The organism is Ralstonia sp. AU12-08 (genome assembly GCF_000442475.1).
Classification (GTDB): domain Bacteria; phylum Pseudomonadota; class Gammaproteobacteria; order Burkholderiales; family Burkholderiaceae; genus Ralstonia; species Ralstonia insidiosa.
The window spans coordinates 52,317-66,189 of record NZ_ASZV01000002.1 but is presented as its reverse complement, the minus strand read 5'-3'; the positions used below and the strand labels follow the sequence as shown (position 1 = coordinate 66,189).

The following is a 13,873-nucleotide window of genomic DNA, read 5'->3' as shown; positions in this document are numbered from 1 at the left end:
GGTTTCCGGTTGCCTCTTTGTGCAGACTCGGATGTGGTGCTTTTCTACGTGGGTCAGGCGACCAGAAAATCTTCCATCTTGCGGCCCGACGACAGTTCCTTCACCAGCCAGCCCGGACGCTTGCCGCGGCCCGTCCAGGTATTGCCGCTGCTGTCGCGGTAACGCACCGGTACCTTGCGGCCGGCCTTTTTCGAAGCCACTGCACCCTTGGCACCAAAACCGAGGTCGTCGGCGGTCAGGCCATATTCCACGATCTTCTGCTTGATTTCAGCGATCACCGTCGCCTGTTCGTTTGCCCGGAGTTCATCGGCCTGGCGCTGCAGTTCAGAGATCTTCTGAACGATTTCTTTGTAAGTCGGCATTATGGATTCCTCAGCTTTGCAATTGAAACATGGGCACGCTCCCCGTGGCCCATCGCATTATAACGGCTTTGACCGAGTGAAATGAATTTCGTTAAGACCTCATGTCAACGGCGTGGATTTTGTGCTGCAGTTTGCGTTGCGCAAACCGGCATGGCGCGGCCATTTGTCCGGAAAACCGGAAATTGTGAACATATGAAGAAGTGAGGAGCCGCGCTACGGTATGTGTGCAATGTCAACGAGAAGCATTGAGCGCGGACGGCACACTTTCTTTTTATGTGATTGCTTCATTGCTTCGGCAGCCGCACTGGGAGCCGATTTGATGAAAAGCTTTCGAGCGTGCGTTGAAAGGTTATCGAAAGGGGAATGAAAAAATGCATCAAAATGGCGCATTTTCACAATTGCTTCAGGCGAACTGCACGCCTTCAAGCAAGCCCTGAAAATCCTTTGCCGGTAACGGGCGCGCCAACAGATAGCCTTGAACCTGATCGCATTGCAGGCTCACCAAGGCCTCCATCTGCGCCTCGGTTTCCACGCCTTCCGCCACCACCGTCATATCAAGCGAATGCGCCATCGCGCAGATGGCACGGATGATTGCGGCCGCCTCGAGCGGGTTGTCATCAAGTGCAGAGACGAATGCCCGGTCGATCTTGATCTGCTGGGCGCGGAAGCGCTGCAGATAACTCAGGCTGGAATAACCGGTGCCGAAATCGTCGATGGCGACTTCAATGCCAAGCGCCTGGATCTGGCGGATCGCTGCAATGCTCTGGCTGGCATCGCGCATGGCGGCTGTCTCGGTAATCTCAAACATCAGGCGGTGTGCGCTCACCTGATAGCGGTGCAGGATCTGCGACAGGCGCTGCACGAGGTCGGGTTGCTGAAACTGGCGCGGCGAGAGATTGACCGCGATTCGTTGCGGGGCCATGCCGGCCGCATCCCAATGCATGATCTGGCGGCAGACTTCTTCGACCACCCAATCGCCCAACTCGACGATGGTGCCGGTGCGCTCCGCCAGCGGGATGAACTCGGCGGGTGACACGGGGCCAAGCTCTGGGTGATTCCAGCGCAGCAGCGCCTCTGCGCCGGTCATAGCCTGCGTGAGCGCATCGAACTTTGGCTGGTAGTACACCGACAGCTGCCCATTGAGCGCCGCATGCGAAAGCGCGCGCTGGATCTGCAGCACGCGATGCGCAGTCGTGTTCAGGCGCGGCTCGTAGAAGCGGTAGGCATTGCCGGTGGACTGCTTGCAATCGAACATGGCGGCGTCCGCATGCTCCAGAAGCGTGTCGGCCGTTGCGCCATTGTGCGGATGGATCACCACGCCGATACTGGCCGTCGCACGCAGGCGGCGGCCGTCCACTTCTACCAGTTCGCGCAGGCGGAACAGCAGCTTGTCGCCAACGGTGGCGGCCGCCTCGGGCAGGGTGAGGCCTTCGACCAGAATGGCGAACTCGTCGCCACCCAGCCGGGCAACCATGTCTTCGCCGCGCATGGTCTGGCGCAGGCGCTCGGCGATGATTTGCAAAACGCGGTCGCCGGTGGCGCGGCCGTATTGCTCGTTGATCTGGCCAAAGTTGTCCAGGTCGAGGCAGAAGAGGGCGAAAGGACGCCCGCGCCGCGTTGTCGAGAGGATCGCACTATCCAGCGATTGCCGAAGCTGAAGCCGATTCGGCAAGCCGGTTAGCGCATCGTGATGCTGTGGCGTAGGTGGCTGAGTCGCGACACGTGCCAGAGATGCGGCCAGATGGGCCTGTGCGGAATCGACTCGCGTCTCCAGCATGATCAGCACCGCGTGCAGCCCAAGCGCAAGCAGCACACCGCCGGCACTCAGCATGATGACGGGCACCACGTGCAACGTGGTTGCCGCGTCTGCGGGCCAGGCGCTGGCCGACGGCCATGCCGCCAGCGATAGCACTACGGATGTCGCCAACACTGCCGCCGCCCGCGCACGCAAGCCGACGGCGGCTCGGCGCTGTGCCGGCGGTAGATGAAAGGCCATGCACATCGCCAGGCATGTCCCCGCGCCGAGCACAAGGGTGCTGCCCCCCCAGCCAACGAGCGTGCGCTGCAGCGAGAGGGCGTCGTCATGCACCCATGGGCGCGCCAGATACAGCTCTGCCATCAACAGCCCGATACCGAGTGCGATAGCGCCCATGGCAATGCGATGGCGGCGCGGAGGCTGCCCGGCGATGGCGGTCGACGTATCGCCCAATACCATCAGGAATGCGGCGAGCGAGGCCGCCAACACGGTCATGAGCGTGGCGGAAATGGGGGCTGTGAGCGGTGTCGCCAATGGGCGGTGCAGGCCGACCTGAGCGAGCCAAAGCCCTGACCATAGCCCGATGCCGAGAATGACGGCACAGGCAATGCGCCAGTTACGGCGTTTTGCGACCGTCGAACCCCCCGGCAGACGTGTCGCAGCGTCTAGTGCGGCAAACGTGGTTAAGCCCGTGCTTACCCACGCAAACAGCAGCAGCGCAATATGGAAATCGTTATGCATGCGAGCGCTTTGGCGCGGCCCCGATCCACGCTTGTCTGTGTTTTGCGGCGAGGATAGCGCAAGAGCCTGGTGTTTCAGGCGCTGAAAAAGCCCGCTTGTTGCGCGCTATTCACAGAATGCGTCGGGATAATCCGCCGCTATTGCATTGCGTCAAGCAATTGCGGCGGCTCCACGCCTGTCTTCATGCATCGGCAAAAAACCGGGCCGCATGACCCGGGTATACGCGAATGGCTGCACGCCCGCGATTGCGGGCGGAGATTCAGGCGTTCAGGCGAGTGCGCCGGCGGGATGCGGGGGTGGCGGCTCCGGCGCGCTCCAGATCAACGCTGGGCAGCAGATGCAGCAGGCGCACGAGCTCGGATTGGCGGTGCGTGCCGGTCTTGCGCAGGATGTCGCGGATGTGCACGCGCACGGTGTGCAGCGACAGGAATTCACGGTCGGCGATTTCCTGCAGGGTCTCTCCTGCGGCCAGTCGCGCAGCGACGATGCATTCTTTGTTCGTCAGCCCGAAAAGCGAGGCGAGCACGCCTGCATCCATGACCGACCGTGCCTCAGAGTTACCCACCAGTACCAAGGCGAGCGGCGCCGCCCAGGTCGAGCGCATGGCATCAGAGGGTGCCAGCGGCGTGGCGATGAAGGGAACGGGCCGCCCATCGCGTGCCAGATACATCCACGAGCCGGCGGCGCCTTGCACGCCCATCGAGCCAGCCGCGTGTTCAATGAGGTTGCGCAGTGCCGCATTGTGAGTGTGATCAGCGGAGTGCAACATGCTGCCATCAAGCGACAAACGATCGTCTTCTGTGGCCATCGTGCGCGCCCATGCGTTGGCGTATTTCACACGCATGCTGCGTTCGATCACCATCACGCCAAAGTCGAGCGTATCCAACCCGGCCATGCCGAGCGCGGCGAGTTCGTTCAGTTCTTGATTGCGTTGCTGCATGCGTGCCGCACGCTGCAGGTGAGGTAGGACGCGTTGCAGGCGCTCTTCGCGTTCGGCGGCACTCACTTCCGAGATGCCGTCCCGTGTGCGCAGGCGCATGGTGATGCAGAGGTCCGGGGTGTCCATCAACGTTACGCCACGCGCAGGTGTGTCTTCAGCCTGTGGGGCATGTAGCAATTGAGGGTCTTGGCAGAACGTGTTGCAGTCGCCCGGTTGCGGGCAGTGTTGGCACCAGCCCGACGAAACGCCCTCGCGCGGCGCGTCGGCTTGCTTGTCCCATACAAAATAATGTGCGCTTTCGGCCCCGGCATAGACAGAGAGCAGGGCTAGGGCGGTCGGCATCTGCGCGGGGTCGAGCACCGCCTCGTAGATGGTATCGACGAGTCGATGAAACTCTGCGTCATCCGATAGACGTTGCAGCATGGTGGCCCCCGGTGCGTATTGCGATGACTGAGGGGACTGTCCCTCGCCATCGGCGTGTTGCGGCCTGACGTGCTGTTGGCCGCTGTCGCTGTGTTGGTTGTTGTTCTTCTGCGCGACTTCCTTGGTAATCGGCAACTCTTTGGAAAAACTTAACATTCCGCTCCTGATGCTCCCAAATTCCGGTGATGCTGTATCCCCCCCTTTGGAAGGGAGTATGGGCGACTTTCAGCGCTGAAAATATAAAAAATATACAAAATTCCTTAACCTGTTCAGTGCCTTTTCCGCCGCCTAGTTGAACTGGTAGGTATAGGCCGCGGTGAAGCGCAGGCTGCGAGAGCTCGTGTTGATCGGCTTGTCGCCCACCGGGCGCGCAATGGCCAAGTCCAGCGTGTAGTACTTGCGGTCGGAGAAGCGCACCCCCAGCGCAATGGAGCCAAGCTGGTCATGCACCAGCGTGCCGGCGTTTGAATACACCTTGGCCGTGTCGTACAGCACGTAGGGCTGCACGGTCTTCAAGTATTCCATCGACACCGGGAAGACCCGGTTGAGTTCTACCGATGCGCCCCAGCCGCGGTCGCCTGCCACTTCGCCCGCCGGATAGGCCAAGCCGAAGAAACGCCCGCCAAAGCTGATCTGCTCCGACGACGGCAGCACCGCGCCACTGTACTGCGCTGCGCCCGAAACCACGATGCCGAAGCCGAGTGGCAAGTCGTGTGCCTCGCTTGCGGTAATGCGCGTGCGCAGGAAGCCAAGATCGACGTTGTTTTGGGCCTTGGGCGATGCAGACTTGCCGGCACCGAGCCCGCTGATCCCTTGATACACCCCAACGGATGCGCGCCGAGTTTCACCGGGATTCACTTCCGTGTAGACCGCTTCAGCGCCGGCAACGCGCACCTTGGTGTCCAATTCCGCTTGTGGGAGGGTGATGTCTTGCGGCGAGTACTGCTGCTTGTCGTCGTTGCCGTAGAACGTGCCCGTAACCGTCAGGCTGCGCGTGTTCGACAGCAGCACCGGATAGCTCAGCGACAGGCCCAGCCGTTGCGTGTCGGTCAGATAGCGCGACTGATAGCCGAGCTGCTCAAGCGGCAGGTTCTCGGGCATGCCGCGATAGTGCGACCACGTGAGCTTAGCCAGCAGCCCGTCGGTGCCGATCGGTTGCGCCCAGGTGGCCGAGTAGAACGTTTCGTGATCGGGCCCGCGTGGTTGCAGTGTCGACACCGTGATCTGCTCGCCCAGCGGCGTCACGCTGTTGAGCGTGCCCGTGATGACGGCACGCACACCAGGCGAACGGTATTCGACGCCGGTGCCGATGGTGTACGGCTGGCGCTTGACGTTGAGCACCAGCTCGCTCGCGCCATCGGTGGTGGTGGGCGGCTGCACGGTCGCAGTGATCTGCACGCCGGGCTGCAGCGCCAGCACGCCGGTTACACGTTCGAAGGTTTCCTTGCGCAACGGCTTCTCATCCATCAAGCGCTGCGAGATCTCGCGCAACCGACCTTCCAGTGGCCCGGGTGTACCCTCGATGCGCATGCGCGCCACGTAGCCTTCCACCACGGTGATGCGGACCACGCCGCCTTCGAAGGTTTGCGCCGGTACGAACGCGAAGGAGAGCGGAAAGCCGCGGTCGGCATACAGCTTGGTGACATCGTTGGCCGCCTGCAGCAGCTGCGCGACGGTGACGTCGTGCCCGGCCAGCGGCGCGAAGTGCGCAGCGATCTCGGGAAACGGTAGCGTCTTGACGCCCTCGATCTGGAACTTGGTCGGCGTGAGGTGCGTGGCGAGCAGGTTTTCCAGGGCCGGATTCGGCCGCTGGACTTGTACCTGGATCTTCTGCTCGGGCGGGCGGGAGGTATCGACCTTGGGCAGCGTGTCGATCGGGTTGCCTTGCGTGGGGCTGCTCTGTGCCCAGCTCAGTGCCGGGCTGGTCAATGCAACGCCTGTGGCCAGCGCTAACCGCATCGTGGTGCTCCGCACGCGTGTCTCCTCCGTGGTGTTTGTTCTGCAGTGAAGCGATTCGCCGGTCCGGGCCGGTCGACGCTGCGCATGGTTGCGCACTGCATGGAACGATAACCGCGAGACATGGTGCTTTACAACAAAACACATAGAAGCAACGTTCACGCGACGCAACGCCATGGTTCATACCAATGGTGTGTGACTTCGTGCCCGTTGGCCCAGCAATCATGCCGCTTCGCGCGGCATCATCGCGTTTGAAACGCAACAGCGGACCGGCTGGTCAGGCCGATCCGCCGCGCGTTGTACTGCGCGTTGCTTAGTGACGCGTGCCGCCCAGTACGCCGCCCACCGTGCCCAGCAGGCCGCCCACCGTACCGGTTACCGGTGCCAGCGGCGTTGCTGCGCCGGCTGAAGTCAGGCCGCTGCCCACGGTGGTGACAACCGTGCCCACCGGTGCCGTGATCGAGCTGACCGGGTTGCTGCCGCCAGCAGCACCGCCGAGGCCACCGAGTGCACCGGTAATCGGTGCGAGCGGGTTGGAGCCACCAGCCGCGCCACCCGTCAAGCCGCCCAACACACCAGTGATGGGTGCCAGCGGATTGCTACCACCCGCACCACCCAAGCCGCCGAGCGCGCTGGTAATCGGTGCGAGCGGGTTGGCGCCACCAGCCGCGCCACCCGTCAAGCCACCCAACACACCAGTGATGGGTGCCAGCGGATTGCTACCACCTGCACCGCCCAAGCCGCCGAGCGCACCGGTAATTGGCGCAAGCGGGTTGGAGCCACCCGTCGCCCCGCCCAGGCCGCCGAGCAGGCCAGTAATCGGAGCCAGCGGGTTGCCGCCTGGCGACGTCGTCGGCGAGTACACCGCGCCACCCAGCGCGCCAACCGTATTGCCGACCGCCGTCACCACACCGCCCAGGTTGCCGACGACCGGTGCATGGGTTGCGGTGATGGCGCTACCGCCGTTGGCGACCGCACCGCCCAACTGGCCCAGCAGCGTGTTGACCGGTGAACCCAGGCCGGTGGTTGCCCCCAGCGTTTGCGTTGCATTGGTGAGCTGCGAAGTAATCGGCACGATAGCCGTGCTGAGTTGCTGCGTGAGCTGCTGCACAGGGCCGGTCGACAGCGCCGTACCCAGTGTGCCGCCACCGTTGGCAACGGCTTGGCCGACTTGCGTGACCACGCCAGCCAGCGGCGTCGTCACAGGGGCTAGCGGCGCCAGCGGGCCAGTGCCCAGATTGTTGACCAGCGTACCGGCGCTGGTGACTGTGTTGCCTGCGCCTGTGACCACGTTACCAAGGCTCGACACCGTGGTGCCAACCGGATCCGGATTGCGTCCGATGCTGCCGAGGCCATTCTGTACGCCAGCGCCGAGCGCCGAAACGGTCGTGCCAACGTTATCCACCACGCCACCCAGGCCGCTCTGCACGCCGCTCAACTGCGAGGGCAGTGGTGCGTTCTTGATGTCCGAGCCGATACCGCTGACCGCCGAGCCAGTGGCTGATACGACATTGCCCGTTTTGTTGATGATCGTGCCAGCCGGCGTAAGAGGCGCCGGTGCGGGCGTCGGCGAGGGCGACGGGGACGGAGAGGGCGAAGGTGACGGCGACGGAGAGGGCGAAGGCGAAGGTGACGGCGTTGAGCCGCCCGTATTGTTGTTCGAGCCGCCGCCTCCGTTTGAGCCACCCAGCGCACCACCCATATCACCCGAACCCGAGCTGGCGCAACCGCCCAAGACCAACAGGCTTGCCATCGTGGCTGCCAGGCACTTGATGTTCTTATTCATGATCGTTCTCCCGTTTTAAAAGTCCGCTTTTGTCAGCTGGAAAAAGGTCCCAATGTCGATTTGGGTAGCCTGACTCTGCAAACGGTGTGCCATGTCTTGATTATTGCGCCATGCGTAATCGATTATTGGAATCCGGGGTGATTTGCCCTTTGAAAATGGAGGAACAGTGAAAATTAACTGAAATATAGGATTTACCCTGCCCCTCTACCGAGGGAGGGAAACGTTTGCTATGGAGGTTATGTTTGGGTCGAATGTGTTCCGTGTCACGTTACAACGTAACGCCGGGAACACTGGTTTTCCGACCGTAACGTCGGTCCGTCGTGTTCGGGTAATGCCGGATGCGCTGTCCGCAAAGCCTGTTGCGACGCCGCTCTTCAACAGTCGAGGTTTCTCTCTAATCAGGCTGGCATGGCAATTGCAGAATCTGGCCCGCAGTTCGCAATACCGAGCTCAGATACAACAGGTAAGGCTTAAGACAAATCCTTGAGAAGGGGACGGGACATGAAACAGATCCAGAAAACCATTCGCACCATCCACGTCATGCCGCTGGCGTGCGCCGTTGCTGCTCTCATGCTGGCAGCGTGCTCTTCGGGTGGTGGCGGTTCCGGCAGCTCGCCGAACCCCAGCCCGAACGATCTGACGGGTGTGACGCCTGTCGGCAAGGTCGCCAACGGCACCGGCAACACCGTTGTGGCGACGGGGCAGGCTATCAGCAGCCTCGGCACGACCCTGCAGAACGCGAATATTCCGGGCCTTTCCGACCAAGCCAAGGCTGGCCTGGGCGGTACGGTCAGCAACGCCGGCAAGGCCGTCAGCGATCTGGGCCTGGGTGTACAAACCGGTCTGGGCAAGATGGGCCAGAACCCGAATCCGATCGGCACGACCGTGGCCAGCACCGGCAACGTCGTGACAGACCTCGGCCAAACCACGGTTAGCGCCGGTACGCTTGTGCAGGGCCTGGGCCAAGGCTCGGGCGCGCCGCTTGCACCGATCACTCAGCCGGTCGGCGGTGGCGTGCAGCAGGTTGGCCAAGCGCTGATTGGCGGCGGCACGTTGCTGGGCAGCGCGCTGTCGTCTGGCGCGGTGCAGCAAGTCACGCAGCAGGCCAGCTCGGCCATCGTGCCGGTCACCACGCAAGTGACTAATGCAACGCAAATGCTGGGTGATGCGACTGGCCTGGGCGGCGGTCTCAATACCTTGCTGGGTGCGGTTGGCGGCGGCGTGGCTGGTGCCGGTAACACCATCACCGGGACTGGCGTGCCGGTAGTTTCAACCCTGGGCCCGGTGGTTTCCTCTGTTGGGGTTACGGTGGCTGCCCTGGGTGGCGTAGGCACTGCAGGCGGCTCGTCTGGCGGCAATCCGCTGAGTGGCTTGCTCGGCGGCGTGGGTGGTGCCGCGGGCGGCGGCAATCCGCTGGCACCGTTGACCGGCTTGCTGGGCGGTGCGGCCGGTGGCTCCAACCCCTTGGCGCCCATTACCGGCCTGCTGAGCGGCGCCGCTGGCGGCAGCAACCCGCTTGCGCCCGTTACCGGCTTGCTAGGCGGTGCCGCGGGCGGCTCCAACCCCCTGGCGCCTGTCACTGGCCTGTTGGGCGGCGTGACCAGCGCAGCCGGCGGTGCATCGGGCGGCAATCCGTTGGCGCCTGTTACGAACTTGCTGGGCGGCGTAAGCAGCCTGGCGCACTGAGCAGTACCTGTCTGTGCTCTTGAAGGTGCGCGGGCGTGTTCCCGTCGCTCGCGCATCCTTTTTTTGCCAGGACAGAGAATGGGGAGCGTTCAGATCAGCCCTTGGATTAATGGAGAACCCGTCCACTTAATGGATGTAATCTGCGGATCATTAAGGGATTTCCATTAGTTTTCAGGGGGTTGACGAGGCTTTAATAAAATTAAATAGAGACTTAACTCTAATTGAGTGCAAGTACCTCACTTGAGTTATTTTGTTTGCGGCGCCGCACGCCTATAAAACCGTTACGGAACGTTACGTGACATACGTGACATTCTGATGGTGAGGTAACGGGTTGGGGTGTGCGGTGACCATCGGGTGTTTTTGCGGGACCAGGATCACCTGATGGCGTTTGAGCTTTGCTTTGTTGGTAAAGCGAAGATGATGCAGCGAAAATATTTTATTTCGATCGTGTCATCGCTATAAATACCCAAGCGTTTTATCCGTTATTAGCCAATATGAACTGGTCGCGGCCGGAGCACCGCAGGCTGGTCAAGATCAACAGCATCCGTGGGCGAGTGCAAACAGGAGAGCAATCATGAAAAACGCCGTTTTGAAATTTCTTCGCGATGAACAAGGTGCCACAGCCGTCGAGTACGGCATGATCGCGGGCCTGATCGCAGCAGCGATTGCAGCCACGATCAAAGCGTTGGGTACCGACCTGACGAACGTGTTCAACAACATTTGCGGTGCGATCAGGGGCGGTGGTGCCACCACGTGCTGACGCACTGGTATGGCCATATAGATACCGCAGGCTGGGTCAGTGTCGTAGTTTTCGCCATTCTTGCCATCACGCTGGACTTTCGCTCACGGCGCGTGCCGAACTGGCTCGTCGCCGCTGGCGTGGTGCTGTCTATCGTGCTGATCGAGTTTGGCGGCGTGACAGCACTTGCCTATGACTGGCAGGACTTCTGGCTCGGTGGGGCGATCGCGTTCGTCTGCTTCCTGCCGCTTTATGCGCTGGGTTGGATGGGCGCAGGTGACGTCAAGTTTTTCACAGTGGCCGGGTTGCTGGCTGGCTGGCATGGCCTAGTTGCCTTGTGGCTTGTCTCCAGCATGATTTCTGGGCTGCATGCGCTTGCGATCATGGCACTGCGTCAGCTCGACGCGTCGTCGCCCTCTGCCTGGCTAGTGATGCGAGTGTGTCCGGCGATCACCCGCTGGGATACCGCGCAGGCTGGACGCCGAGGCATTCCTTACGCAGCGCATATGGCCATCGGCTTGCTGAGCCTGCCCTGGGTGCCCGCCGCGATGCGGATGCCGTGGCTGCCTGGCATGTAGCCGGGACAGTTGAAGAGCTGAAAAAGAGCCGCCAAGCGGCCTGATAAGAAAAGGAGTCGGCCATGCCGACATTGCAATGGGAACGGGAGAGTGCACGGCTGCACTCTGGCGTGCGTATGTTTGCGGCCAGGCGGCGCCGTAGCCGCGGCGCGACGGCGGTCGAGTTTGCCGTTGTCCTGCCTGTGCTTCTGGTGCTCATGCTCGGGATCGTGTACTACGGCGTAATCCTGGCCATGCAGCAAGTGCTGACGCTGGCGGCTGAAGAGGGTGCCCGAGCTGCTCTGCGCTACCAATCTTCCAATATCCAACGCGTGACCGCTGCTTACACGGCTGTCAACGCAGCGCTGCCTGTTTCCATTCGCTCGCAGGTCACAACCAACCAAAGCGGATCGCCGTTGGTTACGTGCCCAACCATCGCGAGCATGCAATGTCTGAGCGTCGTGCTTACGCTGCCGGTTACCACTGGCGCCACCCCGCTTTTGCCTTCCATTCCACTGCTGCCAGTGCCGTCTACGCTGACGGGTTCGGCGATCGTGCAGCTTGTGCCGGGCTCTTGAGGCGTAACGGCCCACCAGTTCTTCTCTACTTAGCGATTGCATCGACAGGCTGCCTAGATGACCAGCAAACATCTCCAGATCTTCGCCGCCGTGCTGTTGCTGCTTGCGGCCATTCTTGGCGCTGTGGCATGGAAGAGTGCGCATCGTCCGCCCGCGCCGGTAGCCGTGCAGAAAGACGGCAAGACGGCCTACCCGATTGTTGTCACGGTCAAACCGCTGGAGCCTGGCAAGCCCATTACAGCGGACCAACTGGGCATTGAGCAGTTGCCGATCAATCCGGCCGAGGCGTTCTCCGATGTGTCCAAGGTGGTGGGGCGCGAGCCGATTCTCCCGGTTGGCGTGGGCGTGCCGCTGCTTGCCTCCCAACTTGCATCCGGATTGGCGCAGCAGGTGGTGGCGGGGCAGCGCGCGATTGCGATCACCGTTGATGAGGTGATCGGCGTTGGCAACCGCGTGACGCCGGGTGACTACGTGGACGTGTTCCTCGTGGTGCGCAAGGATGGCCAGGAAATCGAGGACAGCCAGGCGCATCTGTTGTTGCCGCATCTGCGCGTGCTGGCGTTCGGACCGCTGGCGGTCAATGAGGGGCCGCAAAAGCAGCCGGATGGCAACACGGTCACGCGAAAGGTCGACCAGGCTAGGACAGCCGTGCTGGCGGTGCCTGTGGAAGCCGTCAGTCAACTGGCGATGGCTCATCAGAGCGGCCGCCTCCTGCTTGCCTTGCGCAACCCAGGGGACGATGCCGAACCCACGGTGAAACCGCAGGACGCCGCATTGTTGGCTGCTGCCAATCGCAACCCGATGGACGTGGCACAGGCTGGCGTCTTGATGTCCAGCCTGACAGGGTCGCCGCGCCGCCCTGTCCTGACGCAGCCAACACCGTTGCCCGCAATTGCGGCAGCACGCACGACTGTGCGCAGCAGCACTGCCAGCACCGGTGTCGAGATCATCCGTGCAGGTAAACGTGAGGAGCAACATGACTGATGCCGCCGTGGTTCGCGGTTGGGCGGGCGCACTCGCGTGGGGCTGCGCCGCTTTCGTATCGACTGCATTTGCCGAGACGGTGCCGGCTGGGCAGACGCTGCATCTGCTGACCGGCAGTCAACGCGAGGTACGCCTGGGCAAGCCGCTCGAGCGCATTGCGATCGGCAATCCCGAGATTGCGGACGCGCTCTTGCTCAAAGGGCGCGGTGCGGCGAACAGCCTGTTGATCATCGCCAAGAAGCCGGGTGCGGCCAGCGTCATGGTCTGGACGCAAGGCGGCGCCGCCACGACCTACAACGTTCAGGTTGATGCTGCGGTGTCTGAGCCAGGCGACCCCAATGTGACTACGCAGGGCGACACCGCCGTGGTGTCTGGTCAGGCCAAAGATGTGTATGCGCTGGCACGTGCCCGCCGCTCGGCCGCGGCTGCCAGCGGAGGTGAAAAGCCAAAGAATGGCAACGTGATCGACAACACCTCGATGAATGTGCCCGGCACGGTGCAGGTCGACGTGCGTGTGGTGGAGTTCAGCAAGACGGTGCTGAAGGAGTCGGGCCTGAACTTCATGCGCACAAAAGGGGGATTCTCGTTTGGCACGTTCTCACCGTCGTCGCTTACACAGGCCACGTTTAGTCCGTCGACGGGGCTGAGTGCGCAATCGACCATGCCGCTCAGTTCGGCTTTCAACCTGCTGGTCGGCTCTGTTAGCAAGGGCATTTTCGCCAACCTGAGCCTGATTGAATCGAACGGCATGGCACGCGTGCTGGCCGAGCCCAGCCTGGTCGCGCTCTCAGGGCAGAGTGCCAACTTTCTGGCTGGTGGTGAGATTCCGATTCCCGTGCCGCAGGCATTGGGCACGACCACCATCGAATACAAGCCATTCGGTATCGGACTGACGGTGTCGCCCACCATCCTGTCGGAAAACCGCATTGCCCTGAAGGTGGCGCCAGAGGCCAGCGACCTCGACTTCAGCCGCGGCATCACGCTTAACGGTGCGACGGTGCCGGCCATCGTCACACGTCGCGCGGATACCACTGTGGAGCTGGGCGACGGCGAAAGCTTCGTCATCGGCGGGCTGGTCAGCCGCTCCACGCTTTCCAACGTCGACAAGGTGCCGTTCCTAGGCGACGTGCCGATCATCGGGACGTTCTTCAAGCGCCTGAACTACAACCAGGAGGAGCGTGAACTGGTGATCATCGTGACGCCGCATCTGGTCAAGCCGATGGCACGCAACGCGCCCATCGAGAAGATGTTGCCCGGCCAGATTGGCGGCCAGGATCGTGACACCGCAGGCGAGGCCGTCTGGCGCCCGTTTGCACTGGGGGTGGCGGATCCGGCCACCATGCCCGGCTTCTCGCAGTAAGGGGC

11 protein-coding genes are annotated in these 13,873 nt (G+C 62.3%); 6 read left to right on the top strand and 5 right to left on the bottom strand.

What is annotated here, in order from left to right:
* Positions 1-53 precede the first annotated feature (53 nt).
* From C404_RS31175 to C404_RS0129440, 5 genes are all read right to left on the bottom strand, one after another.
* Positions 54-362, bottom strand: coding sequence for an H-NS histone family protein (locus C404_RS31175; protein WP_021192590.1), 309 nt, complete (start codon positions 360-362; stop codon positions 54-56).
* Between the two features lie 403 nt (positions 363-765).
* Positions 766-2,859: a putative bifunctional diguanylate cyclase/phosphodiesterase gene (locus C404_RS31170; protein ID WP_031328648.1), complete on the bottom strand. Its 2,094-nt coding sequence runs from the start codon at positions 2,857-2,859 to the stop codon at positions 766-768.
* A 259-nt stretch (positions 2,860-3,118) separates the two neighbouring features.
* A complete protein-coding gene (locus C404_RS31165; protein ID WP_037010783.1) occupies positions 3,119-4,378 on the bottom strand; it encodes a helix-turn-helix transcriptional regulator in 1,260 nt (419 codons plus the stop codon).
* 132 nt (positions 4,379-4,510) lie between these two features.
* Positions 4,511-6,196 carry a ShlB/FhaC/HecB family hemolysin secretion/activation protein gene (locus C404_RS31160; protein ID WP_031328645.1) on the bottom strand — a complete coding sequence of 562 codons (1,686 nt, stop codon included), beginning with the start codon at positions 6,194-6,196 and terminating at the stop codon, positions 4,511-4,513.
* Positions 6,197-6,491: 295 nt separating this feature from the next.
* Complete coding sequence (locus C404_RS0129440; RefSeq protein ID WP_031328644.1) at positions 6,492-7,964, bottom strand: collagen-like triple helix repeat-containing protein; 1,473 nt, start codon at positions 7,962-7,964, stop codon at positions 6,492-6,494.
* Between the two features lie 570 nt (positions 7,965-8,534).
* Here C404_RS0129440 and C404_RS31155 point away from each other — a divergent pair.
* From C404_RS31155 to C404_RS31130, 6 genes are all read left to right on the top strand, one after another.
* Positions 8,535-9,650, top strand: coding sequence for a collagen-like triple helix repeat-containing protein (locus tag C404_RS31155; RefSeq protein WP_374754734.1), 1,116 nt, complete (start codon positions 8,535-8,537; stop codon positions 9,648-9,650).
* Between the two features lie 574 nt (positions 9,651-10,224).
* Entirely contained in the window at positions 10,225-10,410 is a 186-nt protein-coding gene (locus C404_RS31150; RefSeq protein WP_021192583.1) for a Flp family type IVb pilin, read from the top strand.
* 92 nt (positions 10,411-10,502) lie between these two features.
* On the top strand, positions 10,503-10,967 hold the full coding sequence (locus C404_RS31145; RefSeq protein WP_031328643.1) for an A24 family peptidase: 465 nt from the start codon (positions 10,503-10,505) through the stop codon (positions 10,965-10,967).
* A 62-nt stretch (positions 10,968-11,029) separates the two neighbouring features.
* Positions 11,030-11,524, top strand: coding sequence for a TadE/TadG family type IV pilus assembly protein (locus tag C404_RS31140; RefSeq protein WP_031328642.1), 495 nt, complete (start codon positions 11,030-11,032; stop codon positions 11,522-11,524).
* Positions 11,525-11,581: 57 nt separating this feature from the next.
* On the top strand, positions 11,582-12,508 hold the full coding sequence (gene cpaB, locus C404_RS31135; RefSeq protein WP_021192580.1) for a Flp pilus assembly protein CpaB: 927 nt from the start codon (positions 11,582-11,584) through the stop codon (positions 12,506-12,508).
* A complete protein-coding gene (locus tag C404_RS31130) occupies positions 12,501-13,868 on the top strand; it encodes a type II and III secretion system protein family protein (protein ID WP_021192579.1) in 1,368 nt (455 codons plus the stop codon). Before cpaB ends, C404_RS31130 begins: the two co-directional genes overlap by 8 nt.
* Positions 13,869-13,873: the final 5 nt, after the last annotated feature.